Origin of the sequence: Plesiomonas sp. PI-19, from assembly GCF_021368255.1 — a bacterium.
GTDB lineage: Bacteria > Pseudomonadota > Gammaproteobacteria > Enterobacterales > CAMTGL01 > Plesiomonas > Plesiomonas shigelloides.
In genome coordinates, this window is sequence record NZ_JAJNMQ010000002.1 from 131,757 (window position 1) to 156,529 (window position 24,773).

Annotated in this window: 20 protein-coding genes, 1 tRNA gene and 2 pseudogenes; 13 read left to right on the forward strand and 10 right to left on the reverse strand. The window is 52.8% G+C overall.

Features of this window, described 5'->3' with window-relative positions:
• Positions 1–55 precede the first annotated feature (55 nt).
• The 3 genes from LQ901_RS15535 to LQ901_RS15545 all read left to right on the forward strand — a co-directional run bounded on the left by LQ901_RS15535 (position 56) and on the right by LQ901_RS15545 (position 2,508).
• Positions 56–1,120, forward strand: a complete 1,065-nt coding sequence (locus tag LQ901_RS15535; protein ID WP_218573911.1) for a hypothetical protein — start codon at positions 56–58, stop codon at positions 1,118–1,120.
• 77 nt (positions 1,121–1,197) lie between these two features.
• Positions 1,198–1,974 (forward strand): adhesion domain-containing protein, encoded by a 777-nt coding sequence (locus LQ901_RS15540; RefSeq protein ID WP_152135354.1) that lies wholly within the window; start codon positions 1,198–1,200, stop codon positions 1,972–1,974.
• A gap of 99 nt (positions 1,975–2,073) precedes the next feature.
• Positions 2,074–2,508 carry a hypothetical protein gene (locus tag LQ901_RS15545; RefSeq protein WP_152135355.1) on the forward strand — a complete coding sequence of 145 codons (435 nt, stop codon included), beginning with the start codon at positions 2,074–2,076 and terminating at the stop codon, positions 2,506–2,508.
• 129 nt (positions 2,509–2,637) lie between these two features.
• On the opposite strand, the gene LQ901_RS15550 is transcribed toward LQ901_RS15545, so the two are convergent.
• The 3 genes and pseudogenes from LQ901_RS15550 to selA form a co-directional block, all read right to left on the reverse strand.
• A tRNA-Sec gene (locus LQ901_RS15550) sits at positions 2,638–2,732 on the reverse strand.
• A gap of 263 nt (positions 2,733–2,995) precedes the next feature.
• Positions 2,996–4,909: pseudogene (gene selB, locus LQ901_RS15555) on the reverse strand (selenocysteine-specific translation elongation factor); the annotation flags it as partial.
• A gap of 122 nt (positions 4,910–5,031) precedes the next feature.
• Positions 5,032–6,438 (reverse strand): annotated as a pseudogene (gene selA / locus LQ901_RS15560) (L-seryl-tRNA(Sec) selenium transferase); the annotation flags it as partial.
• A 432-nt stretch (positions 6,439–6,870) separates the two neighbouring features.
• On the opposite strand from selA, the gene LQ901_RS15565 reads away from it, so the two are divergent.
• The 7 genes from LQ901_RS15565 to LQ901_RS15595 all read left to right on the forward strand — a co-directional run bounded on the left by LQ901_RS15565 (position 6,871) and on the right by LQ901_RS15595 (position 14,706).
• The gene (locus LQ901_RS15565; RefSeq protein WP_152136583.1) at positions 6,871–7,293 is read left to right on the forward strand and encodes a hypothetical protein; all 423 of its coding nucleotides are present in this window, start codon (positions 6,871–6,873) and stop codon (positions 7,291–7,293) included.
• Positions 7,294–7,832: 539 nt separating this feature from the next.
• Complete coding sequence (locus LQ901_RS15570; RefSeq protein ID WP_152135558.1) at positions 7,833–10,280, forward strand: DMSO/selenate family reductase complex A subunit; 2,448 nt, start codon at positions 7,833–7,835, stop codon at positions 10,278–10,280.
• A 15-nt stretch (positions 10,281–10,295) separates the two neighbouring features.
• A complete protein-coding gene (locus tag LQ901_RS15575; RefSeq protein ID WP_152135559.1) occupies positions 10,296–10,916 on the forward strand; it encodes a DMSO/selenate family reductase complex B subunit in 621 nt (206 codons plus the stop codon).
• Positions 10,917–10,918: 2 nt separating this feature from the next.
• Complete coding sequence (locus tag LQ901_RS15580; RefSeq protein WP_233672418.1) at positions 10,919–11,680, forward strand: DmsC/YnfH family molybdoenzyme membrane anchor subunit; 762 nt, start codon at positions 10,919–10,921, stop codon at positions 11,678–11,680.
• A gap of 230 nt (positions 11,681–11,910) precedes the next feature.
• Complete coding sequence (gene dmsD, locus LQ901_RS15585; protein ID WP_178088310.1) at positions 11,911–12,501, forward strand: Tat proofreading chaperone DmsD; 591 nt, start codon at positions 11,911–11,913, stop codon at positions 12,499–12,501.
• A 59-nt stretch (positions 12,502–12,560) separates the two neighbouring features.
• On the forward strand, positions 12,561–13,097 hold the full coding sequence (locus LQ901_RS15590; protein WP_233672419.1) for a 4Fe-4S binding protein: 537 nt from the start codon (positions 12,561–12,563) through the stop codon (positions 13,095–13,097).
• Between the two features lie 445 nt (positions 13,098–13,542).
• Entirely contained in the window at positions 13,543–14,706 is a 1,164-nt protein-coding gene (locus LQ901_RS15595) for a serine hydrolase (RefSeq protein WP_152135563.1), read from the forward strand.
• Between the two features lie 111 nt (positions 14,707–14,817).
• Here the strand turns inward: LQ901_RS15595 and arsC are convergent, their stop codons facing one another.
• The 6 genes from arsC to LQ901_RS15625 form a co-directional block, all read right to left on the reverse strand.
• Positions 14,818–15,249 (reverse strand): glutaredoxin-dependent arsenate reductase, encoded by a 432-nt coding sequence (arsC, locus tag LQ901_RS15600; protein ID WP_112866766.1) that lies wholly within the window; start codon positions 15,247–15,249, stop codon positions 14,818–14,820.
• Positions 15,246–16,322 (reverse strand): ACR3 family arsenite efflux transporter, encoded by a 1,077-nt coding sequence (arsB, locus tag LQ901_RS15605; RefSeq protein ID WP_047708442.1) that lies wholly within the window; start codon positions 16,320–16,322, stop codon positions 15,246–15,248. Before arsB ends, arsC begins: the two co-directional genes overlap by 4 nt.
• A 122-nt stretch (positions 16,323–16,444) precedes the next feature.
• Positions 16,445–16,813: a helix-turn-helix transcriptional regulator gene (locus tag LQ901_RS15610; protein WP_010863194.1), complete on the reverse strand. Its 369-nt coding sequence runs from the start codon at positions 16,811–16,813 to the stop codon at positions 16,445–16,447.
• A 195-nt stretch (positions 16,814–17,008) separates the two neighbouring features.
• Positions 17,009–17,956, reverse strand: a complete 948-nt coding sequence (locus LQ901_RS15615; protein WP_233672420.1) for a PfkB family carbohydrate kinase — start codon at positions 17,954–17,956, stop codon at positions 17,009–17,011.
• Positions 17,957–17,960: 4 nt separating this feature from the next.
• The gene (locus LQ901_RS15620) at positions 17,961–19,343 is read right to left on the reverse strand and encodes a cytosine permease (protein WP_152136581.1); all 1,383 of its coding nucleotides are present in this window, start codon (positions 19,341–19,343) and stop codon (positions 17,961–17,963) included.
• Positions 19,344–19,345: 2 nt separating this feature from the next.
• Complete coding sequence (locus LQ901_RS15625; RefSeq protein ID WP_152135565.1) at positions 19,346–20,401, reverse strand: ADP-ribosylglycohydrolase family protein; 1,056 nt, start codon at positions 20,399–20,401, stop codon at positions 19,346–19,348.
• A 180-nt stretch (positions 20,402–20,581) separates the two neighbouring features.
• Between LQ901_RS15625 and LQ901_RS15630 the strand changes: the two genes are divergently transcribed.
• The gene (locus LQ901_RS15630) at positions 20,582–21,367 is read left to right on the forward strand and encodes a GntR family transcriptional regulator (protein WP_218572271.1); all 786 of its coding nucleotides are present in this window, start codon (positions 20,582–20,584) and stop codon (positions 21,365–21,367) included.
• Between the two features lie 84 nt (positions 21,368–21,451).
• Positions 21,452–22,021: a sugar O-acetyltransferase gene (locus tag LQ901_RS15635; RefSeq protein WP_218572270.1), complete on the forward strand. Its 570-nt coding sequence runs from the start codon at positions 21,452–21,454 to the stop codon at positions 22,019–22,021.
• Between the two features lie 169 nt (positions 22,022–22,190).
• Here LQ901_RS15635 and LQ901_RS15640 read toward each other — a convergent pair whose 3' ends face one another.
• A complete protein-coding gene (locus LQ901_RS15640) occupies positions 22,191–23,078 on the reverse strand; it encodes an endonuclease/exonuclease/phosphatase family protein (RefSeq protein ID WP_233672421.1) in 888 nt (295 codons plus the stop codon).
• Positions 23,079–23,398: 320 nt separating this feature from the next.
• Here LQ901_RS15640 and LQ901_RS15645 point away from each other — a divergent pair, with 320 nt between their 5' ends.
• On the forward strand, positions 23,399–24,556 hold the full coding sequence (locus tag LQ901_RS15645) for a calcium/sodium antiporter (protein ID WP_233672422.1): 1,158 nt from the start codon (positions 23,399–23,401) through the stop codon (positions 24,554–24,556).
• The last annotated feature ends 217 nt before the right edge of the window (positions 24,557–24,773 follow it).

The following is a 24,773-nucleotide window of genomic DNA, read 5'->3' on the forward strand; positions in this document are numbered from 1 at the left end:
CGTAATAGCAATAATCATCAATATTACTTCATAACGTTTGGGTGTAGTTAGACCTATGGATATCTTAATGGAAAGTAGAAACGTATTGTCGGTGATGATTTCATCATTATTTATGGCGGGGAGTGTTCATGCCGCGATATCTAACCCGACGCCATTAGTTGTTGGCCATAAACCTACACTGAGTTTTCAAGGTACGAAACCAGTGGCGATTCAGTTGGGTGATAGCATAGCTATTAATGAGACTGATTTTTTATTTGAAGATACTGATGGTGATATCGAAACTGCTCGCAGTTATATCTGGAAGCTAGATGGCGTTGCCATGGCTAACAGTACGACAACGTTTGATATTTTAATCACAGAGAGTGATTTAGTGGGTAAGCGCTTGACGTTAGAGGTTATTCCTAAAACCGTTAGTGGTGATCCGAATATTGGTGATGTACTGGTGGTGGACTATGGGCTTGTAGGTTTCAACGCTAGTGCCGCTCCAAGTATTAGTAATCTCGTGATGACGGGCTCATTGCAACTGGGGCAGGTTATTAATGCTACTTATGTATTTGAGTCAAATGGTGGTGATAATCGAGACCAATCAACATATCAATGGGGTCCTCTTGGCTCCACCGCTGCAGCTGTTAGTTCTGGGATGGCAGTGACTAATTCACAAGTCGTTGATGGATATTTGTTAACGCTAGGCGATGTCGGTAGTGTATTAGAGCTGACGGTTGAGGCAAAAAATGGCGTGGGTACTGTTGGTAATCAGGTAACCATTAATAGCCAAGCACTCACTGGCGGCGGAAGTGGCGGTGAAGTTATTGACCCAACAACAGCAAATATTAAAGTTGATTTTATCAGCCCTGCAAATGATGAGAGCCTTCATGGCATCGGTTCTAATGGACGCCCTGTCGTTGGTATTAGTCAAATGACGGCAAGCTGTAAATTTGAAGGTGCACCGGTTAGTGATTTTAGTCTCTGCGATACCAATACATATAATTTATCGTGGAAATCCACAGCGGACAATGGTATTACATACAACATTATTACTGATGGGGTTAATGGTGCAACATATATGCCGCATACTCGCCATCAAGGCTTAGCTATTGTCGCAGAAGCTAAAGTTAAATAATGATCGCATTCATTTTCTATGCTATCACCCAACGGCTTTAGCATAGTCAATTATTCTCAGAAGACGGATTGTATAGTATGGGGTATGGAATGTTTATTGACTATAAGAAAGTAATTCTGCTATTTGTTGTTATTTATAGTCACTCATTTTCATATGGCATGAATAGCTCTTTGACGCCGCCAGTGGTGGGGCATAAACCTATTGCGAGCGGTGTTAAGATAGACAATCTAGATCCAGTTTTTGGTGACCGATTATTTATGTCTTATCAATACAGTGATACTGATAATGATATGGAGTCTGCCCCATTAATAACATGGTACTACAATGGTAAGGAAGTTAAAAATCAAACCCAAGACTCTTATCAACCGGTATTTGACCCTGTAACGGGTATTGGTGTCGAATGCAAGGATGTTAATGTTAAAGTCGATGTTACACCGCGTTCTCAATCTGGGGACCCCAAAATTGGGGATAAACAGAGTTCGAGCGAAGTTAGGGTGAAAGTTGTATTTGATACTATTCCTGGATATATAAAACCATCGGCAGCTACTTTTAATTGGTCTCAAGCTGATGCTTATTGTAAAGCGCAAGGTGCTAGGTTACCTAGCGTCTCAGAATTGAAACAGTTATTTAATTCGTATACTACATCAACAAATAGCTACGAAATGAGTACAAAGTATGGCTGGCCTCTACAATCAGCTCGTTGTGGTGGTTCGTCCAATTCATATTGGGCGAGTGATTCTGGCTTGATGCCGCCCTACGGTGAGAAACATTACGATGTGAGTCTTTTTGATGGTAGTGAATTTATATCTATCACTGACAATAGTCCATATCATGTAGCATGTAAAACAGATTGATGCTTAAAAATTGTTTAACGTTTATATTGATGTGGATTTTGAATTTGTTTATTAATTTAAATAAAAATGTTGGCCTGACCTTTTGTAATGAAAATGCTCATGGTTAATAATATACTTTTGGTGATTATTACTTCGCTGTTTTTGTTCTCGTCAAGTGTTCACGCGGAGCAAAGTCTTCACTTATTGTTTCATATGGGAGTGGGGCTGAATGGTGAGTTTTATATAGGAGGTACATTGGAAAATAAAGGAGAGACAGACGTGTATGCTGGTTTCATCGTTGTAACACCGTTCGATAAAAACTGTCATCCCAAAAATCCACTGTTTTTACCCATTAGCGAGCCCATTAAATCGGGTTATAAGCAGGAGTTTAGAATTCCTGTTGAAGGCGAGCTATATGCTTATGAGATCAGTGCATTGCACGCTATGGATAGTCTATCGCGAAAGATAGCGGTTATTGATGATACAGCGATTATTATGGAAGGTAAGAAGAATAAGCATTTACAGCGTTGTCTGCAGGCGCGTGAAAATAACTAAAATTACTAGTGGAATTGATATTTTAAAAATTACTGCTTGGACGCTGTTCTTGATATATGCAAACACTTACCGATTTTTATTGAATTTCAATCGATTTGTTGACGAGGGGTGAGTTCAGGAGAGCTTAATTGGCGGAAGATCACAGGAGTTGAACCTGCCCGGGACTGCTGGCAGCCCCAACTGGATTTGAAGTCCAGCCGCCTCACCGGAAACGACGATCTTCCATGATATAGTCTATTGCATAGATGTATACAATATGTGCAGTAACGTGCTCAATTATAAAGATATTCAGGGATAATGCCAGAGCGAAATGCTGGCATTATTCCTGCGTGTTTTATGCCGGTGTAGCGGGTGCAGTTAGCGTATCGATAGTGGTGTTTACCATGTCAGCCTCATGGTGCGTTTCTTGACGTGCTCGCCCGATACTATTCCCTAAGTTTACTTCGTTAGTCGGTTGCTGCGTAAATGACATTTCTTCTGCAAGCGTGAACATCAGCGGATCGCGAAGTAGGTGCGCGTTGCCACGCCGGCGGGTAAATCCGCTGCGATCAAAGTACTCCAAGATCTGGATCGCCAGTTTACGGCCAATGCCGAGCTGATCGCGAAAATCGGCGGCAGATGTGCTGCCTTGTGTGGTCTGTTGTGTGCGAATGAGTTCAGCGCAGTGCAATAAGCAAGACTGCAAGCAGTAGCGATCAGGCACAATAGCGGTCACTTTGCCTTGCACGGCGGCGCTTTTAAGCAAGCTGCGCACGGCACTTTCTTCTAATTCACACGCGTGGGCCAAGTCGCGTACCCAGCACGCTGTATCAGCGAGTAGGTGGGGTAGGATGAGCGCCCATTGTTGCTGTTGCTGTGCATTGAAGCTGACGCTGTGAGTAGGCAGGTGCAGCCAACCTTGACGGTGTAATATCAGGCCGTCTTGTAGCAACTGGCGTAGCAGGGCTTCGGCGCAGCGGACGGGCTCGGCGGGCAACGCTATGCGCAGTAGACGACTGAGGCTGACACCCGGTTGGTCGGGATGTTGCTGATGAAATGTGCTGAGCGCGGTCAATAAACGCTGATGTAGCTCTGCTGCGTGTGTTGTGCTGAGTAGATGATCGCCGGCATGGATAACCTGTGCCTGCTGGCAAAGTTGCCTGAGTGTCTGGCTCGGTAGCTGGCGTGACCACACAAATTGAACAGGGTCTAAAGCGCCTTGGGTGAGGCGTAGCGCAAGTGCTTTGGCGTCATCGCTCAGAATCGATTGGTAGTGCTGCCAGAAAGTGAGTCGTTCGGGGCGGCGTTTGCCACGTAGCGGTGGAAATAAGTCCACCACGAGGGCTGCGCCCAAGGTTTGTCGAGCGCTGATGTCGCGCAGTAATAGGCAGTCTTGCTCGGTAAGCAGTAATGGTGTGTCGAGGCGTAATTCGGCGAGCGTTGGCTGTGTGGTCGAATCGGCGTTTGTGCTCGCCGGTTCACTCAGCAAGGCTAGTCGCCCCGTTACATGACTGGCGGCATGGTAAATATGCAGCGGCTGCCAATGGCTGAACGCGGTGGCGGGCGTTAGGCTGACAATTAGACGGTCACAGTATGGCGGCGCATCGGCATGGTGTGGGTTAGTGGTTGCGGCGCTGGCGAGTAACCAGTCTCCGCGCTGAATGCTTGCCGGATCCGTGCCGCGCAGGTTCAGGGCAATCCGCTCACCTGCGCTGGCACGCTCGGTTGGGCGGTTTTGTGCATGTAGGCTGCGCACGGTGACGGATTGTACCGTTACTTGCTGGCGCGCGCTGCAAAGTTGCAAGCTATCACCGAGTTGCACTTGGCCGGCAAGCGCGGTGCCGGTGACCACGGTGCCTGCGCCTTTGACGGTAAACACGCGGTCAATTGCGAGGCGAAAGGGTCTGTCTAACGCGCGCGACGCAGGGGAGAGGGTGCGCAGATGATCTTGCAGCGCCGCAATGCCTTGGCCGGTGGTGCTGGCGGTAATAAAAATCCCCATAGCATCTAGCCCATACTCAGATAAGCACTGCTGCACATCGTGGCTGACACGTTCGATACGCTCGGCAGACACTCGGTCGGCTTTGGTGAGCACTACGCTAAGCGTCGGAACACCGCTCAGTTGCAACAAATGCAAATGCTCACGGGTCTGTGGCATGACGCCATCATCGCAGGCGACTAACAGCAAGGCATGATCGATACCACCAATCCCGGCCAGCATGTTGGCCAAAAACTTCTCATGGCCAGGCACGTCAATAAAGCCAATCACGCGGCCATCAGGTTGCGGCCAATAGGCGTACCCCAGATCAATGGTCATGCCGCGGCGCTGCTCTTCGGGTAAGCGGTCAGCGTTAATCCCCGTTAATGCCTGTAACAAACTGGTCTTGCCGTGATCGACATGGCCGGCGGTGGCGATCAGCATAGAGCGCCTCCTAACAGGTTTTTTTCGGCTGTGGCCGTTACGGTTGTCACGGCTGAGGGGGCAGATTGAGTGTCGGACTGAGGATGAACCGGCTTGCTCTGCGATGCGGCATAGCGTTCACTGAGCTGGCTCAGGAATAAGGCTTCATCGTCAGGCAACAGGCAGCGAAGATCGAGCCATAAACGACCTTCCTGCAAGCGGCCAATGACCGGTAGTGGCAAGCGTCGCCATTGGTCGGCCAGTGTCAGTAAGGTTGCGCCACGTCCATCATGCGGGGTAAAGGTCAGTGCCCAGCTGGGTAAGCGGTCGAGCGGTTGTGAGCCACTGCCGATTTGTGAGGCGCAAGCTGCGGAGGCGATCGCAAAAGTATCAGCGAACAGTGGTTGCAAAATCGGGATTAGCCGCTCGGCTGCAGCTCGCATTTGGGATTGCTCTCTCGTCAGTAGGTGCAGAGCTGGCAGGTCACGGCGCAGGTGCTCGGGTTGCAGATACAGGTTCAAGGTGGCTTCTAACGCGGCGAGGGTCATTTTATCGGCGCGTAGCGCACGCTTGAGAGGGTGACGCTGTAACTTGGCAATCAGGTCGCGTTTGCCGATGATGATCCCGGCTTGCGGGCCGCCGAGCAGTTTATCGCCCGAGAAAGAAACCAGACTGATCCCTTGTGCGATCAGCGTCTGCGGCATCGGCTCAGCGGGTAGACCATAGGCAGTCAGATCAATCAGTGAGCCACTGCCCAAATCCACTGCGGTTGGTAACCCATGCTGCTGGCCAAGGGCGGCTAATTCAGCATGCGAGACCTCGGCAGTGAAGCCTTGAATGCTGTAGTTGCTGGTGTGCACTTTCATCAGCAAGCCGGTGTGTGGATTGATGGCTTGCTCGTAATCGCGCAAGTGGGTGCGGTTAGTGGTGCCCACTTCATGTAGCAGGCAACCGGCTTGGCGCATGACATCCGGTACGCGAAAAGCGCCGCCGATCTCCACCAACTCCCCACGTGATACCACCACCTCTTGTCCGGCGGCCATGCTGGCTAACAGCAGCAACACGGCAGCGGCATTGTTATTCACGATGCAGGCATCTTCGGCGCCGGTCAAACGGCACAGTAACTGGGCGACTTGTTGGTCACGATGGCCGCGTGCGGAGGCATCGAGATCGAACTCCAGTGCCGCAGGGTGGCGCATCACTTGGCTTACTGCAGTAACTGCCGCCTCCGCCATCGGGGAGCGGCCGAGATTCGTATGCAATACTGTGCCAGTGAGGTTAAAAACCCGCGGCGGCGCCAGACGGCGTTGTTGCAACGCATGCTGCAGCGCTTGTGGCCAATCGTCACTCCAATTTGGCAGAGAGTGGAGGGTTTGAATATGCTGGCGCGCCAGCTGTTGCAGTTGGCGTAATTGCTCGGTGATCAGGGTATTGCCGTAATGTGCCAAAAGAGGCTGGATCTGCGGGTGACGCAGCAGTTGTTCAATTGCCGGAATGCGGCGATACAGCGCACGACTAGGCTCTGCGTCTGTGACAGGTAAGTGGCTCATCCGTAAGTCCGTGTTTGAGTTGTGATATCAGGATGTTGCCGCATTTTAGCATATCTGTCAGTGCCTGCACGGCTTAGCTCCCATCTCGGTGTAAGCCGTGCAGGGCGGTAAAAGAAGAATTGTTATGACTATTTCTCCTCTTATTGTTGTCATCTTTTTGCAAGATAGCGGCAAATTCCCCAGCGTTGCGCTGAAAAATGTGCGCGGTTCAAATAGGTAATTATGGGTAGCTCGATTATGCTTAATTCAAGGGGGAGCAAAATAAAAAATAGGGAAGGCGTAAGTTGATGCCGTTAGTCACCGGCTAAAAATATCAACACCAGAAAGTTATACTCAGATTGGAAAATGGCTGCACAGTAAATTGCGAATAAGAATTAATTGTTTTTATGGATAAAAACAATATTGACGACAAGAGCACTAAGGAGAACGGTCATGGCGATAGCGGCACTGATTATCGAAGGGGAATTACTGCTGACCGAGTTGACCGCATTGGCATCTCAGTTTCATATTAAATCGGATGCGCATGATATTTTGCGTTATGAAACGGCGGCGATCCGCGCAGCATTATGTGTTTTGCAGCGTCATCAATCAGATCTTGAGGCATCAACTAGCGAAAGCCAATTGGTCGATGCTACGCGAGCACAAACTTTGTTAGCACAAGAATTGTTAGTGCAAGAAAGCGCGGGGGAAAGCCCAAGTCAGCAGCGCGAGGCGCAAATTACCGATAGCGAATCGGTACTGTTAAGCTTGTGGGGTGAGAGTATTTGGCATCAATTACCGGATGAGCAGATCTTGGTACAGGCGCGCCATTTTTGGGCTGCGTTCGCGCAGGTGCAGGCGGCCAGAGGGCACTAACTACGCGGCTTTGCCACGCATGAGGCTATGGATAGGGCCTAATCATCTCATTAGGCTTGTTTTGTCAATTCGTGGTTGGCCTGATCGGTTTCCATTACACTGAGCCGTTGCCGTTGCCGTTGCCGTTGCCGTTGCCGTTATTGTTATTGTTAGTGCCGCTATATGGGCGGTATTTATTATTTCACTGAATTGTACGCCATCATTTCTTTGCGTTACTTCTTGCATCGCCCAATTCAATTGTATGGCGACCGCATCGCTTACGTTAAATAATTTGTCACCTTGTTATTTATTTGCACCTTGCACACTTATCTATATATTCATTCATTTTCTCATTCAAAATAAAACAGCTTGCCTCATTATATTGAGGCGACAGGATAATATTTTTGACCTCACCAGCAATTATTTCCCTCAATAAAAATTACCGGCCAGTTTTTGATATCTATCAAGCCATGATACCGGTAACCCGTTTAGGGTATTTTTGTAAAAAAGGATTTCCATTTTAAATGGTTTATTTTGGTGTAGGCGATTTAAGGAGTGATATGAGCAAAGGTAATCCGGAATACCTGAATTGCGAGGTATCCAGACGCTCATTTCTTGAGATGGGCGTAAAAGGGGGAGGCGCATTGGCTGTGGCCAGTTCGTTATCGCTGCCATTTCAAGTAAACGCAAAGTCAGAACCCGCATTGGTGACCCGCGATGACGGGACCAAAGTTTCGTACAGTGCTTGCTTGGTGAACTGTGGCAGCCGTTGCCCGCTGAAAGTGCACACCAAAGATGGCGTGATCGTACGCATTGATACTGAAAATGGCATCAATGATGCGGTGATGGGCGAGCACCAGATCCGCCCTTGTCTGCGTGGCCGCTCAGTGCGTTGGAAGACCTATAACCCCGATCGCCTCAAAACGCCAATGAAGCGAATTGGCAAGCGTGGTGAAGGCAAGTTCGTGCCGATCAGCTGGGATGAGGCTACCACGATTCTCGCCGATAAATTGCGCTACACCATTGATAAATATGGCAATGAAGCCGTGTACTATCAGTACGGCAGTGGTTCTACCGGAGCCAACATTCAAGGCCGCAGTGCAGGCAAACGCTTGCTGGGATTGATGGGCGGCTTCCTTGACCAGTACACCACCTATTCGACCGCATCCATCGGTGTGATTGAGCCGTTTTTGTATGGTTCACCGCAAGCCAGTTTGCTCTCCGATATTCGCCATTCCGATTTTGTCTTGATGTTCGGTCAGAACATTGCCGAAACGCGGATGTCAGGTGGCGGTCAGATCACTGAAACATTTGATGCCTTACGCCAAAGCGGCGCGAAGGTGGTGATCGTTGATCCACGTCGTACCGATAGCGTGTCGGCGTTTAATGCCACGTGGCTGCCGATTAATCCGGGCACGGATGCTGCTTTGGTTGCAGCGATGGTACATACCATGCTGACCGAAGAGTTGATCGATGAAGCGCAAATCAACCGCTATGCCGTGGGTTTTGATGAAAGTACGTTGCCAGCCTCGGCACCGGCTAACTCAAGCTATAAGAGCTATGTGCTGGGTTTAGGCGCGGACAAAACGGTTAAAACGCCGGAGTGGGCTAGCCAAATTACCGGCATTGCACCGCAAGAGATCCGCCAGTTAGCGCGCGAGCTGACTGCGGCGAAAGCGGCGTGGATCTCACAAGGTTGGTCGGCGCAGCGGGCTTCGAACGGTGAGCAGACCGCCATGGCCATTATGTTGCTGCCGGTGATCACCGGACAGTTTGGCCGACCGGGAACGAACTCCGGTAACTGGGGCGGCAATGTTTCTTATCCACTGAAAAAACTGCCATTCAAAAATCCGGTGAAAGCGTCAATTCCCTGTTTCTTGTGGGCCGATGCCATCATGCACGGAAGTAAGTTCACCAGTAAAAACAGTGGATTGCGCGGCTCTGAGGCGTTATCGCAAAACATCAAGTTTATCTGGAGTTACGCCAGTAACGTGATGATGAACCAGCACTCTGATCTCAATTTGACGCACAAGATTTTGGAAGACGAGAGCCAGTGTGAGTTCATTATGGTGATGGATAACCACATGACCGCCACGGCGCGTTATGCCGATCTGTTGCTGCCGGATTGCACTTCGGTGGAGTCAAACGATCTGGTGGATAACTCCTATGCATCAGGGGCGTATCACTACTTTATCCGTCTGCAAAATGCCATTGAACCGCTGTTTGATAATCGCCCAAGCTACGATGTGTTTGCCGAAGTGGCGCGCAAACTGGGGATTGAAGAGCAGTTCACCGAAGGGCGTGATGTGAATGGCTGGGTGGAGTACTGCTACGAGGAAACCCGCAAGATGAATCCGCAATCGAATCTGCCGCCGTTTGCCAAAACCGATGGCATGGGCGTGGTAGACCGCCGTTTAGCGGACAGTAGCAAATATGTCGCGCTGCAAGATTACCGCAGTGATCCACAGGCTAATCCGCTGAAAACCCCGTCCGGCAAGATTGAGATTTACTCCGAACGCCTAGCGACCATTGCCCAAGAATGGACGCTGCCAGATCCGAAGTGGGACAAAATCACCCCCATCCCTGAGTATGTGCCGGTGCGCGAAGGGGTCGATGGCGATCCGGAGTTGCTGAAAAAATACCCGCTGGTACTCACCAGTTTCCACACCAAAGGTCGCACACACTCCACCTACCATTCGGTAGCGGTATTGCGCGAAGCGGTGCCCGATACCCTGTGGATTAACCCGCTGGATGCGACCTCACGCGGTATTCAGGATGGCGATCTGCTGGAGATTTTCAATGACCGCGGCCGGGTGCGGATGGCGGCTAAAGTGACACCGCGGATCCGTCCGGGAGTGGTCTCGATGCCGCAAGGGGCATGGCGGAAAACCAACAAAGATGGCGTGGATGTCGGCGGGTGTATCAATACCCTGACCACGATGCATCCTTCCCCGCTGTCGAAGGGGAACCCGCAGCTGACTAACCTGTGCGAAGTGAAGAAGGTTTAAGGAAAGTAAAACAGTATGCCTACTCAATATGGTTTTTTTCTGGACTCATCCAAGTGCACCGGCTGTAAAACATGTCAGGTGAGCTGTAAGGATGAAAAGGATCTGGATATTGGTCCGAAACTGCGGCGGGTTTATGAATACGTCGGTGGTGGCTGGCAGCAGCGTAACGGTATGTGGCAGTCCGATGTGTTCCACTATTACATGTCGGTCAGCTGCAACCATTGCTCGAACCCGACCTGTGTCACTGGCTGCCCAACTGGCGCTATGCACAAGCGTGCCGAAGACGGACTGGTGGTGGTCGATCAGGATCTGTGCGTCGGGTGTCGTTACTGCGAGATGCGCTGTCCGTATGGCGCGCCACAGTTTGATGCCGAGAAAAAGGTGATGACTAAGTGTGACGGTTGCTACACCCGCGTTGCCAAGGGCGAGCAGCCGGTGTGCGTGCGTTCCTGTCCACAGCGTGCACTGGATTTTGGCCCGATCGAGCAGTTGCGCGCTAAGTACGGCACGCAAAATGCGTTTGCACCGTTGCCGTCACCGTCGTTGACGCAGCCGAATTTGATCATCAAACCGCATCCGGATGCCCGCCCGTCGGGTAGTCAAGATGGTCAGGTTGCTAACACCAGGGAGGTGTGATCATGCATGAATTACCGCTGGTTTTTTTCACCGTCCTGACGCAAAGCGCGGTCGGTGCTTATCTTCTGTTGCTGTTATGGCAAGCGCGCCAGCCGGTCGGTAGCGATCGCTGCGCCAGCATCAAATTGCTGGGCGTCGTGGCGCTGTTTGCGCTCGGCGGCGTAATGGGCAGTGTGCACCTTGGGCAACCGCTGCGCGCGCTGAACATGCTGGCTGGCGTTGGTCGCTCACCGATGAGCAATGAGATTGTGCTGTCGGGGATTTTCATCGCTTGTGCGGGCTTAGGTGCGCTATTGCGCTGGCGTCAGGCTGCGCCGGGCTTAAGTCGTGCGCTGCTCGGCGTTGCTGTGCCGGTGGGGCTACTGTTTGTCTGGACTATCCCGCAAATCTATCAGCTGGATACCGTGCCGCATTGGGCGAGCGGGCATGTCACCTTGATGCACCTGTTGACCGTGTTCATTGGTGGCGGCGCACTGGCTTGCGCGCTGGGCGTGACATGGGCGCGTTGGGTGATGGGGCTGGGCATTGTGGCTGCGCTTACCACCAAGTTGGGCTATGCCGCGTTTATTGCCAGCAGTGGAGGCGCGGCCTTGGCGGCGGTGACCGGCTTATGGCAACTGCAAACCGCGCTATTGGCGCTGGCGTTGTTGCTGGCGGCGCGTCAGGAGCCGAAATGGTTACCGGCGCTGGTGGCTGTGGCGGTGATCGCGGCTGAGCTGTTAGGGCGCATTGCGTTTTACGACCTGTGGAAAATCGGCATGTAATCACGCGGACTTGAACGCTCGCTTGCAGCCTTGGCTGGGAATACAGAACAAGCGTGGCAAGCGATAAAGCGAGCACGGTGTAAAGCCATCGCGGTGTACGGTGTCCAATCGGGGTCGTACACCGCCTCAAGTGAAACGCAAACGAGCGCGAAACTCACAGAACGAGCCATGATCGGTGCATAGCAAGAGCACTCAGGCATCGAAAATCAAAAAATCTTGAAGGAAGCATGATGTCATCACTGGCGGTCATCCCACGACTTTTAGGGGTGTTGTTTTACTGTCCACCCACCGACCCGCAATTTCAGGTAGCGCTCGGTGTGCTGGATGAAGTTAAAGGTTTATTGCCGGCCTCTTGCCAAGCGCAAGCCGCGCCTTTGCTGCGCCAATTACCCATGCTGGATGAAACTTTGGTGTATCAGCACAGTGTGCTGTTTATTGGCCAAGGCAGCATGCCAGCACCGCCGTGGGGTTCGGTATATCTGGATCACGAAGGGCTATTGATGGGCGACAGTACCTTGGCCTATCGACAGTTTTTGCAGCAGTGTGGATTGCAATTTACCCCGCAGCAGCATGAACCGGAAGATCACTTTGGCTTGATGTTGATGACTCTGGCGTTATTAACCGAACAGCAGCAAACCGCGCAGGTGCAGCAGCTGCTGGCCGAGCACTTACTGCCGTGGGCATACGCTTATTTGGATGCGCTGATCGACAGTGGAGAAAGTGCGTTTTACCAAGAGTTAGGGCAGTTAGCGCGTATTTATCTGCATGATTTGGCGCAGACGCTGGATGTGACGGTGGCCAACAAGCCGCTATTTCGTTAAGTCATCTGTCTGTACGCCGGTAACGAACCTTGTTGGCGTGGAGATGAAAAGAGCCTGACATGAAAACCACACAACGATTAGCCGAGCGATTGGAAAACCCGCGCATTTTGTCGCGGCGGCGCTTTTTGAGCATGAATTGGGCCGCTGAGCGTCCTGTGGAGCCGGCGCCGAGTATGCCGATGCGGGCGAATGTCTGTCGCCCCCCTTACAGCGCCGAGGAGCGTGAGTTTCAGACCTTGTGTACCGGATGCGGGGCGTGTGTCCGTGCGTGTCCGGTGCAGGCACTGTCGCTGGATGCGCAGGGGCAAAGCCGATTTGATTATGCTGAGCGGTGGTGCGAGGGCTGCGCGGCGTGCGCACGCGCCTGTCCATCCGGCGCATTGCGCAGTGATCGCTCTTGGCGATTCGCAGTACGAGCCCAGATCAGCGCCCGCTGTACTCAGGCGCACATGGCGTGTGGTCTGTGCGCAGAGCAGTGTCCACAACAAGCTATCACCTTAACGGCAGGCCAACTGCCGCAAGTCGACGATAGCTGTAATGGCTGCGGACAATGCCGCTTAAGTTGCGATATGGCCGCAATAACCCTTTCCCTGTAAGCGCAGTTCGTATGTAGAGCCGCCTGTGGGGTGGCGCGTTTGCTCTGCATGTTTTTTCGGCTCACTCGCTGGCATGGCCACCGGGGATTTGCTGACAAAATCACCGCCATGGGGGCCGCTAAGGCCCGCAATTGCTGCGCTTTTCGCCGGTTGTTACATCTGTACGTATTTTCCCTCTGTTTTTTACACTTATCCCTCCTGTCTGCGGTATGTTAGCGCGCCAAGAACGCATACATTGTTCCGCTGTTTTTGGGTTCCGCTGTTTTTGGCTGACACAGCCTGAGAGCCTCGGCCTGCTTTAGCTGCCACATTGTCGCCTTTATGGGTGGCTGGGCGAATGAAAGAAAATGCATGGCGTGACATTGCGCCATTCGTTGTAGGTACGCAAGAGGCTCAGTGTCCGGCCGATAAAGCCGGTATTGGTTATTATTCACGGTGATCTGTTTTGAATATTGTTAGCAAACTTACGTTAGCCGCGCTGCTGGTGGCGAGTACCGCCCATGCCGATACCGACATGCCTTTGCGCGCTCCGCACATTGATGCGGCCTCTTGGGTGTTGATGAGTGCCCGTACAGGACAAATCCTGACGGCGGCCAATGAAAATGAGCGGCGTAACCCAGCCAGCTTGACCAAGTTGATGACTACCTATGTGGCCGAGCAGGCGCTGGATGAAGGACGCATCACCCTCAACGATCCGGTCACTATCGGCAACGATGCGTGGGCAACCCGCAATCCGGTGTTTAAAGGCTCCTCGCTGATGTTCCTGAAACCCGGCGATAAAGCGACAGTCAGTGATTTGCTGCGCGGGATCATCATTGATTCCGGTAACGATGCCTGCGTGGCGCTGTCCGATTATGTCAGTGGGGGTCAGCAACAATTTGTTGAGCAGATGAATGCCAACGTCAAATTGCTCAATATGCCGAATACCCATTTTGAAACGGTGCATGGTTTGGATGCGCCGGGGCAATACTCCAGCGCGCGCGATATGGCAGTGCTGGCACAGACCATCATCAACAGTGAACCGACCTATTACCCGTTTTATAGCGAGAAAAGTCTGACCTGGAATGGGGTGACTCAGCGTAACCGTAACGGTCTGCTGTGGGATAAAACCTTGCATGTTGACGGCATGAAAACCGGCCACACCGAGACGGCGGGTTACAACTTGGTCGCCACCAGCATTGATGGTGAAGGGCAACGCTTGATTGCGGTAGTGATGGGCGCGGCCAGCAGCAAAGGCCGTGAAGAGCAGGCTAAAAAGCTGCTGCTGTGGGGACAAAACAATTTTGAAACCGTGCAGCTGGCACAAAAAGATCGCGCGATCACCCGTGAAAAGGTGTGGTACGGTCAGGACAAATACGCGGAGCTCGGGGCTGGTCATAACCTGTTCTTCACCTTGCCAAAAGGGGCTGCACACGAGCTGCGTGTACGCTATACCCTGAAAGATAAAGACCTGAAAGCGCCGGTCGCGAAGGGTACTGAAGTTGGGGTGATTGAGTACGTGTATCACGATCAGGTGATCGGGAGTGAAAAACTCTACACGCTGTCGGCCGTCAAAGAAGCAGGGGTCTTCTCGCGTCTGAAGGATTTCGTTAGCCTGAAATTAAGCTGAATGTCGGTTTACGATAGACGCTAATGACAGCGATAAAAAAGCCGTCGCGCATCGTGCGCCACGGCTTTTTTGTTGGCGGCAACCGGTCAGTATACCGGCGGCGTGAACCGATTAGCGCAGGCGCTTGCCCTGTGCGTCGACCACTTGCTCGCCATCTTCTTTGCTGAACGCGCCGCGCTGCGCTTGCGGCAGGATATCCAGCACCACTTCTGATGGGCGGCACAGGCGAGTACCGATGGGCGTCACCACAATCGGGCGGTTAATCAAAATCGGGTGTGCCAGCATGGCGTCCAGCAATTGCTCATCACTGAACTTATCCTCGGCCAGCCCCAACTCGGCGTACGGCGCGACGTTCTGACGCAGCAGAGCACGAACCGAAATTCCCATCGCCTGAATCAGTTGCTGCAGCGTGGCTCTGTCCGGCGGGGTCTGCAGGTACAAAATTACCTCAGGCTCGATCCCACTATTGCGGATCAGCGCCAGCGTGTTTCGGGATGTGCCACACTCCGGATTGTGGTAAATGGTCACGCTTGAATCGGTCATGCTTTAACTCCTTGGGTCTGATAACGCTGTTTCATCTTCAGGGCAATATTCACCAGAGCAATCAATACCGGCACTTCCACCAAGGGGCCAATGACACCGGCAAAGGCTTGATCGGAATTGAGGCCAAACACGGCAATCGCTACGGCAATGGCTAATTCAAAATTGTTGCCGGTTGCGGTAAACGCAATTGAGGCATTCTTGTCATACGGTAAGCCGAGCTTTTTACCAATCAGGAAACTGGTAAAGAACATCAGAACAAAATAGACCACCAGCGGAATGGCTACTCGCAACACATCCATCGGCAGCTCAACAATCATTTCCCCTTTCAGGCTGAACATCAGCACGATGGTTGCTAGCAGAGCAATCAAGGTGATTGGCGAAATAGCGGGGATAAAGGTTTCGCTATACCATTGTTCCCCCTTGGCGTTAATCAGCCATTTACGGCTCAGATAACCGGCTAAGAAGGGGATCCCCAGATAAATCAGCACACTTTTGGCGATATCTAACATGGTGATATCAACCGCAAAGCCTTGGTAGCCCAACAGCGGCGGCAGCACCGTGATAAATAACCACGCCATGAAGCTGTAAGTCAGAATTTGGAACGCACTGTTTAGGGCGACCAGTCCAGCCCCGTACTCTTTGTTACCGCCGCCGAGATCGTTCCACACCAGCACCATGGCGATACAGCGCGCTAAGCCAATTAAAATCAGGCCGGTCATGTAACCGGGCTGATCGTGCAAGAACACCAGCGCAATCACGAACATCAACAGCGGGCCGACTAACCAGTTCATGATGAGCGATAAGGTGATTGCGGTGCGATCTTGGGTCATCGTTCCAATCGCCGCGTAATTCACTTTCGCCAGCGGCGGATACATCATTAAAATCAAGCCAATCGCCAGTGGAATGTTGGTACTGCCAATTGACATCGCCTCATTCCAGCTAGCGACTTGTGGGAAGAAATAACCAATGCCGACGCCCAGCGCCATGGCGGCGAAGATCCAAAGCGTCAGGTTGCGGTCGAGAAAACGCATGCGTTTTGTGGTGGCAAGTTCGCCGCAGGTGGGGGCAGACATACACACTCTCCGAAAAAATTGAGCCAGCGCGCACTAAAAGGCGGGTACGCTAGCGATGTTATTCAGGCTCTCAGGAATCGGCCAACGCCTTGTTTTCCTTGCTTATGAGCCGTTCGTGAAGACTATTTTTCTGTTGTTGTGCTGAGCGGCGGTAGCACGGCTTCACAGCAGCCAGCGCTTTTGCGCAGATCGGCGCACTGCTCAGGTTGGCCCTGACAACACTCTTCGGTCAGGTAGCCAATCAGATCCAGCATCAGTGGGATATTGGCGCGATAGCGTAAAAAACGGCCCTCTTGCTCAACCGAAACAAGCCCAGCGTGCAACATGGCTTTGAGATGAAACGAGAGGGTGTTTGGCGCCAGATCCAGCTCAGTCGCCAGTTGTCCGGCGACCATGCCGTTGAGTCCGGCTTTAACCAGCAAGCGCCAAACATCCAGACGAATGCCCGAGGCGAGCGATTCAAACACTTTGGTTGCGGTAGGTTTGTCCATACAAATTCTCTGCACTAACGAGTTATCATTCAACTATACAACAATTATTGAAATGATCAATCGAACGGCACCATATTGCAAAAAAGGGAAAAGGGAAAAAAAGCCTCGCCATGCATTTTGCATGGCGAGGCGGGATAAGACAGCATGATGGCGAGCTTATTGCCGAGCAGTGCCGTGCCGTTTTGTGTGGTGCCGTCAGTTTATCTGCTGAATTGCCGGCAACGCGTAATCGCTCAGCTCCGCCAGATACGGCGCGCCGTCAGCGCCAGGGCGGCTGACGACAATGGCCGCGACCAGATTGCCTAATTGCACCGCTTCCACCAATGGCAGACCGCTCATCAATCCGGCGAGCGTAGCGCCGCAATGAGCATCACCGGCGCCGATGGTATCGCACGCGGTGATCGACACCGGCATCACCTGATGACACTGCCCATCCGGCGAGCCGACCAGCGCGCCATCTTTGTCTTGGCGAACGATCAGCGGCACATGGTGCGCCTGACAAAATGCCGCGATATTCTGCGGCGTAGCAGGCTGTTTGAGCAGCTGCGCCGCTTCTTCGCGGTTAAGGGTCAGCAGCGCGCCGCGTCCAAGCAAGGTTGCCAGCACCTGCGGACACAGTTCGCTGATGCGCGGACCGAGATCGATAAACAGCTTCACGCGCGTTGGCAAATTGGTCAGCCAGCTCAGGAGCGGCTTGCCGTGGTTGCTGGCAATTTCATAACCGGAAGCATAAACCCACGCCGGCTCTTGTGGCAGCAGCGCTTCGAGGGCATCAGTATCCCAGAACTGTTCGCATCCCTCAACGGTAACAAAGGTGCGTTCACCGCTCGGCTCGACCAGTGCCAGACACCAGCCGTTATCGTGCTCGCGGTTACGCAAATGTACCGGCAGAGATTCAGCCTGCATGGCACGGGCTACCGCTTCGCCCCAAATACCGGTGCCGACCGGAATACCATTAATCAGCGGCATGCCTAAACGGGCTAATACGCGCACCACGTTAAAGGCGCAGCCGCCAATTTGACGGCCAGTCTCGCTAGCCACTTCATCGCCGCCTGAGCGCGGCAGACGCTGCATACTCAGCATCACATCGCCAAAGGCAGCGCCAATCACCATGACTGGTGTTTGTGCAGTTAGGTTCAACATCCTTTTATTTCCTCTTCGCTGCAACGAACAACAGGGCATACAGAACTAAACTCACGGCAAAGGAGATAAACAGCCCCAAGCTGGAGTCAGCAAAAATACCGATTGCTAGCGGCCCATCAATAAAACCGGTTTTGGTGACCAGCAGGCCGCTCAAGGCGCCGGCTAGCCAGCAAGCGAGTGGGCCTTTACGCAGGCCAGTATCACCGTACAGTGCCCGGTAGTCATAACCGTGCTGACGGCGCAGGGCCAGAAAATCGAGAATAAAAATCGCCGCCCACGCCGCTAAGAACAGACCACAGAAGATCAAAAAGGCGATAAATGGCCCCAGAAAATCACCGGAGACAAACAGCACATACAGCGCGACGCCCACGACCAATACCGCATCCAGCATCACGGCATGCGATTGGCGCAGTTTAACGCCCATGCTCAGCAGGTTCAGGCTAGCAGAGTAGAGGCTCAGCACTGCGATAGTGACGATGCCCGCTACGGCGGCGGCCAGATACGGGATCGCCATCCAAGTTGGCAGTAATTGGCCAATTGCGGCGATCGGGTTTTCGGTAGAGGCCAGATCGGGGATTTGCGCGGTCAGCAGGATCCCAGCAAACATCAGCAGCACCAGTGGCAGCGCAGCTCCAGCGACCACCGCCGAAAAGATGGAACCGGTGCTGGCGTCAGCGTGCTGATCGCGGCTGTAGTCGGCGCCGGCAATCGCCCAGCTGATGCCGGTACCGGCGGCGATCACGGAAACCGCCGGTAAGAAGCCGGTCAGCCAGTTACCGGATGGCAGGGCTAAAATCGCATTCCAATCGGCATTGGCCATCAGATACAGCACCACAATCAGCGTCATCACGCCAAAGGTGCGGGTGATCCACTTTTGCATCTGCAGCACGGTATCTTGGCCCAACATGGAGACCACCACGGTCAGGCCGCCAAACAGCAGCAGAGAAATCCCCGTGATCAGCGCGCTGGTTTCGATCCCCATGGCACTGAACAGAGCTACCAGCGTCAGGGTGCCGGTAACCAGATTCACCGCTTCCCAACCCATCAGGTTTATCCAGCAAAAGGCCGTTGGTGCGATATTGCCTTGTTTACCAAAGCAGACCCGAGACAGGGTCAGCGTGGTGGTGCGGCCCGTTTTACCGGCCACACTGGTGATCCCGACCAGCGAGAACGATGCTACGCCGACCAGCGCTGCCAGCACGGATTGCCAGAAAGACAGCCCGAACGAAACGATCACCGCCCCGTACACCACGCCCAGGATGCCGATGTTCGCGGCACACCAGACAAAAAACAGTTCCGCAGGACGCTTAGTACACTGTTGTGGCGGGATGAGGTTAATCCCGTCGGCTGGCGCGGCGCAGGCCGCGTCTGCAGTTTGCTGACTCATATTCACACTTCCTGTTGATGAAATTCCGTTTGACGGTATTGGGTCAATTGTTGCGCGTAGGCGGCCAAATCAATCTGATTGGCCTCGGCAATTAACGTGCGTGCTGCAAGTGGGAAGGCGTCCACGCCATTGAGCGCGCCGCAAATTGCGGTTGCCATCGCACCGATGGTGTCCGTGTCACCGCCTAAATTGGCGCACAGCTCGGCGCAGCGCATCGGCTCCCCGGCGGCGAGTTCGACAATCGCTATGGCCGCTGGCACGGATTCAATCACATCCATCCCAGAGCCAATCAGGTCGTAGACCTCATCCAAACCGGTACGCAGCCCTTCTTCGGCGGTGGCCGCAATGGCGGTAGATTGGCGCACCGATTGCAATGCCAGCTCGATGCGGCGTGCCAGTGAGGCGCTGAAGGTAGAAGCAAAACGAGTTTGTACTTGATGCGCCAGTGGCGGCAGCTCGCGGCAAATGGTGGCCCAGTCAGCGCCATCAATGGCGCGGCTGACTGCCCATGCGATCACCGCAGATCCGGCAATAGCGATATCGGATTTATGGGTCGGGGCACAAGCTAAGCGAACGGCTTCAATAAAGGCGTCGCGATCGGCGGTTGGCAACAAGCAGCCGACCGGCGCGATGCGCATTGGCGCGCCGTTGGTGACGCCATTGGCTTGAATATCGGCCAACGCCACGCCTTGTTGCAGGGCAGTTAATGCGCCTTTTGACGTTGGGCCGAGGATATTTTTATTGAAAGCATCAATCTTTTTGGCCCAGCGCATGATATGCGCGGCAATCGTCAGTGGATTTATCTGACCATTATCTTCGATAATGGCATCCATTAATGCAACCGCCTGACATGTATCATCGGTGAACTGACCACGAACAAACTCATTAGCGGCGATGTTCTCTTGTGGGCCATCCAGAAAATCCGAGATCCAGCCAAAATAGGCACGCACTTTTTCCCGTGACCACAGCTCAGAGGGCATGCCAAAAGCATCGCCGATGGCCTGACCGTATAGGCAGCCTAAAATACGTTGTTGTGCAAGCGAGGCAGAAGAGCACATGACAGTAGGGGTGTCCTTTATTATTTGCGTCATTGGTCGAGTGTGCACTGGGGTATTTGATTGTGTAGTCCAGTTGCAGTCCAGTTTGCTATTATACAGATCCAGTTATAGTCCAGTGTGAGCTGTGAAGCATTTTTACAGTGATGTTGCGTGGACCCAAAGCGTAAGAACGAGAACAAAATGCAAACCGTGAGTATGGAAAACCTGTTTGAGACCCTGAAATCGGGGTTAGCGTTGCAAAGCAACACGCCGCTTTATTTGGCATTGGCGCAGGGGATCCGTCAGGCCATCGAAGACAAATTGCTAAAACACGGGCAGGTATTGCCTTCCGAGCGACATTTGTCAGAGCATCTTGCGCTGTCACGTGCCACGATTGTTAAAGCGCTGGCGTTGCTGGCCGAACAGGGCTTGGTGGTCAAACAGCAGGGGAAAGGCACCGTGGTGCATACTCCGTTTAACTACAACCTGACCGGTGGCAGTTTTACTACCCAATTGGGGATGCACGGCGAATTGAGCGATCGTTGGTTGGTGCGTGAGCTGATCAGCGCCGCGCCAGCTATTGCCCAGATGATGGGGCTCAGTACCAGCAGTGAAATTGCCAAGATCCGCCGCGTGCGCTGTGTTGATAGTCGGCCGACCTCCGTGGAAACCACCTATATTCCGAAAGCTTTTTTGCCGCGCCCTGATTTATTAGAAGGCTCGCTGTATGCCGCGTGGCAACAAGCGGGCATTGCGCCGCATTCGCAGCAATATCAGATTCGTCAGGTGTTACCGTCTGCCGCTGATGCGGCGTTACTCGAATTGCCGGAAGGCACGCCAGTGCTGGAAGTCACTCAGCGTAGCTATGATGCGCAGCAGGTGTTGCTGGAAGTCAGCCAGAGTCTATGCCGCGCTGACTGTTACAGCTTTTCTGTCACCACGCGGGTCGACGCGCGAGTAGAGCATGTCGATCTGCCGTCGATGTAGAGTCGTCGATGTAGAGTAGTGGGTTGCGGCGCGCTTATCGCTGCCCGCCGTACAGGGAAGATGACAACAACAAAGGAGTGTAAGATGAACCGTGAATGGCAAAACATGTTAGCCGGCGAGTTATACGATCCGGCTGACCCGCTGTTGGTTGAGCGTCGCGCTCAAGCCCGTGCGCTGACCTTTGCTTTTAATCAGTGTCCGCCGTCAGAGCGCACCGAGAAAGTCCGGCTACTCAAATCTTTGTTCGGTAGCTGTGGTGAGCAGATCCATATCGAGCCTTCTTTTCAGTGCGATTATGGCTGTAATATTCATGTGGGCGAGAATTTCTACGCCAATTATCACTGCGTGATCCTGGATGTGGCTGAAGTGCGCATGGGCAATAACTGCATGCTTGGGCCGCAAGTTGGGATTTATACCGCCACCCATCCGCTTGATCCCGATGAGCGCAACAGGGGTCGCGAACTGGGAAAAGCGGTCACGGTGGGGGACAACTGTTGGATTGGTGGGCATGCGGTCATCAACCCGGGTGTCACGTTGGGTAACAACGTGGTGGTGGCATCAGGTGCGGTGGTGACGAAAAGTTTTCCCGATAATGTGGTGATTGCGGGTAATCCCGCGCAGGTGATTAAGACTCTGACACCAAAGGCGAATTAAACACGCCGATTCACCACGTCTACTACACTGCGCTTCCATAACCGCGCCTTCATACCGCGCGTTAAATTCAAACAAAAAGGGATGAACGCTTGTGCGGTTCATCCCTTCTCGTCATCGTCTTATCAATTGTCGCTTTTCACTTATTCACTGACTCACACTGCGGTGCCGATTATTGTTCGGTGAGTTGCAACGTGGCGATCACCGGCAAGTGATCGCTGACAGTTGGCCAATTAACATCGGCCCATTTACTGGTTTTGGCTGGGATCACCATATCTTTCACTTTCCAGCGCTGGGCGTTACTGGTGAAGATGTAATCGACGCCAATTTCTGGGTTATTGGCCGGCCAGGTGCGGTGATCGGCGGTCAGCGGCATTACCGGATTCCAGTATTTAGTCAGCTCCTGAATGCTGGCGGTTTGCGGCGTATCATTCATGTCGCCGAACAGCAATTTTATCCCACGGATCTCGATGGTGCGATCATTGAGCTCTTGGATTTGCTCGATACGCACCGCTGCGTTTTCTTTGGTATCCAGATGGGTATTGATTGCCACGATAGGCGCAGGGAAGTTGGGTGCATCAATTTCTGCGATAAACGCGATCCGCTGCTCGCGATTACCGGATGGTAATTGCACAATCTCTTTTGGCGTAATCGGGTATTTGGACAAGAAGGCTAAGCCGTATTTGCCGCCATCGTAATCAATGGCGGCGCCATAAATGCCGTACATACCGGTCAGTTTTTTCAGCTCGGCCAGATGATCAATATTACCGCTGCGCTGCGTTAATTGATCCACTTCCTGCAGCGCCATGATATCCACCTTGCTGGCTTTAATCGCTTTGGCAATTTCGCTGATGGAAGAGACTTTCGCCGCACCGATATTAAAGGTGCCCACGGTAATGGATGGGGCCTTTGCGGCACTTAATTCAGCATTCGCAAGGCCATTCAGGGCGCTGGCAACTTCACGGCTATTTTTATTGCTGTTAGCATTTCCGGTTTGCGCTGCGGCAGTGACGGAGAATAACAGAGTACCAATAACGAGCGCGCTGGTGGTTTTATTCATGATGTGATCCTGTGATGGCATAATAAAACATAATACAAATCTTTGTTGCTGCTCGGCCGTGATGCGTCTTCAAAAAAAGGGCTCTATATACAACAAGATGCGAGCTGAAAGGTGAAAGCGTTGCGTTGTTTAGCTTATTTAAGCTGAAAGCGGATGGAGGGTGACTGAGAACCGGACTCAGAGTACTCTTTTAAAAGATTCATCGTTTAGATGCAGCTCTAGCAGCACTATTGATAGGTGTTAGTGTAGCGGTGCATGTCGCGTCATCACGTGCACTCTGCCCGTGACGAGGATTGACCAAGACTCAGGAGGAGTAAGGTATGGATTATCTGTTATTAGCTATCGGATTGGTGCTGCTGGTGGTCGGCGCAGATGGCTTGGTTAAAGGTGCTGCGCGTTTGGCCGCCAGTATCGGGATCCCGAGTCTGGTGATTGGTCTGACGGTCGTGGCATTTGGTACCAGTGCGCCAGAGTTGGCGGTGAGCATTCGTTCGGCGCTGGCCGGACAGAGTGAAATGGCCATCGCTAATGTGGTCGGCAGCAATATCTTTAACGTCCTGTTTATTCTTGGCCTTGCCGCTATCATCACGCCGCTGGCCATTTCGCGCCAACTTATCCGGCAAGATGTCCCACTGATGGTGCTGGCCAGTATGCTGGTGTTCTACATGATCCGCGATGGCGTGTTGAGCCGTCTGGATGCCAGTATTTTAGTGGTGTTGCTGCTGGCCTATACCGTGTTTTTGTTTGTGCAGGGCAAGCGCACCGAAGCAACAGAAAGGGCGAGTGGCGCGAATAACACCGCAGCCCCAAGTGTCAGCGGCGCAGCGCTGAGCGAAGCGGCCAGCACAGAGCAAGATGATGAAGTGGATGCCCTGATCCGCGGCACGCATCCGACGTGGCAAAATCTGTTATGGATTGTAGGCGGCTTAGCCTGTCTGGTCGCGGGGGCAAACTTGCTGGTGAATAGCGCGGTGAATATTGCCCGTGCATTTGCGGTCAGCGAAGCGGTGATTGGCCTGACGATCGTAGCGGTTGGTACGTCACTGCCTGAGGTGATGACTTCGATTGTGGCCAGTATTAAAGGCCAGCGCGATATTGCCGTCGGTAACGTGGTGGGCAGTAACATCTTTAACTTGCTGGCGGTGTTAGGGGTTTCCGGTGTGCTGAGCAGCAATGGGCTGGCAGGCAATGAGCAGTTAGTGCAGCAGGACTTTCCCGTGATGCTGGCTGTCGCGCTGCTGTGTGTGCCGCTGTTTTTTACTGGCGCGATTCTCAGTCGCATCGAGGGCGCGCTGTTTTTTATCCTGTATCTGGCGTACACGCTGTTCTTGATTGGTGGTGCGCTGCATGCGCCGTGGTTGGCATCGGTACAAGGGATTATCGTTTATGCCCTCATTCCGTTGACGGTGGTGGTCGTGATTGGCTCATTGGTCAAAGACCGGTATGACAAACGGCAACTGAGCAAGGTGTCGGAATAGAATCTGAATTGCACCGAATGATTTTATTTGCGCGCCTGACTTCGGCGCGCAAAGGTATTGCTCGGGCATGAGCGGCCTTGGTGTTATGACTGCGCCAGTTTCCATTGCATGATAATTACGGGCGAGGATAGCTGGCGCAGTGATGGTTAGTGGGGGATGTGGCGGTCGGGTTTTAGAATCCAGGATTCGTTTTTAGCACAGAACCTGCTATGAAAAT

Coding starts and splice junctions, on each gene's coding strand:
- LQ901_RS15640 (WP_233672421.1), bottom strand. CDS start 23,078: ATGAATAAAACCACCAGCGCGCTCGTTATTGGTACTCTGTTATTCTCC.
- LQ901_RS15545 (WP_152135355.1), top strand. CDS start 2,074: ATGGTTAATAATATACTTTTGGTGATTATTACTTCGCTGTTTTTGTTC.
- LQ901_RS15645 (WP_233672422.1), top strand. CDS start 23,399: ATGGATTATCTGTTATTAGCTATCGGATTGGTGCTGCTGGTGGTCGGC.
- LQ901_RS15620 (WP_152136581.1), bottom strand. CDS start 19,343: ATGAGTCAGCAAACTGCAGACGCGGCCTGCGCCGCGCCAGCCGACGGG.
- LQ901_RS15565 (WP_152136583.1), top strand. CDS start 6,871: ATGGCGATAGCGGCACTGATTATCGAAGGGGAATTACTGCTGACCGAG.
- LQ901_RS15540 (WP_152135354.1), top strand. CDS start 1,198: ATGGGGTATGGAATGTTTATTGACTATAAGAAAGTAATTCTGCTATTT.
- LQ901_RS15610 (WP_010863194.1), bottom strand. CDS start 16,813: ATGGACAAACCTACCGCAACCAAAGTGTTTGAATCGCTCGCCTCGGGC.
- LQ901_RS15590 (WP_233672419.1), top strand. CDS start 12,561: ATGAAAACCACACAACGATTAGCCGAGCGATTGGAAAACCCGCGCATT.
- LQ901_RS15570 (WP_152135558.1), top strand. CDS start 7,833: ATGAGCAAAGGTAATCCGGAATACCTGAATTGCGAGGTATCCAGACGC.
- LQ901_RS15575 (WP_152135559.1), top strand. CDS start 10,296: ATGCCTACTCAATATGGTTTTTTTCTGGACTCATCCAAGTGCACCGGC.
- dmsD (WP_178088310.1), top strand. CDS start 11,911: ATGTCATCACTGGCGGTCATCCCACGACTTTTAGGGGTGTTGTTTTAC.
- LQ901_RS15535 (WP_218573911.1), top strand. CDS start 56: ATGGATATCTTAATGGAAAGTAGAAACGTATTGTCGGTGATGATTTCA.
- LQ901_RS15625 (WP_152135565.1), bottom strand. CDS start 20,401: ATGTGCTCTTCTGCCTCGCTTGCACAACAACGTATTTTAGGCTGCCTA.
- LQ901_RS15580 (WP_233672418.1), top strand. CDS start 10,919: ATGCATGAATTACCGCTGGTTTTTTTCACCGTCCTGACGCAAAGCGCG.
- arsC (WP_112866766.1), bottom strand. CDS start 15,249: ATGACCGATTCAAGCGTGACCATTTACCACAATCCGGAGTGTGGCACA.
- LQ901_RS15630 (WP_218572271.1), top strand. CDS start 20,582: ATGCAAACCGTGAGTATGGAAAACCTGTTTGAGACCCTGAAATCGGGG.
- LQ901_RS15635 (WP_218572270.1), top strand. CDS start 21,452: ATGAACCGTGAATGGCAAAACATGTTAGCCGGCGAGTTATACGATCCG.
- arsB (WP_047708442.1), bottom strand. CDS start 16,322: ATGTCTGCCCCCACCTGCGGCGAACTTGCCACCACAAAACGCATGCGT.
- LQ901_RS15615 (WP_233672420.1), bottom strand. CDS start 17,956: ATGTTGAACCTAACTGCACAAACACCAGTCATGGTGATTGGCGCTGCC.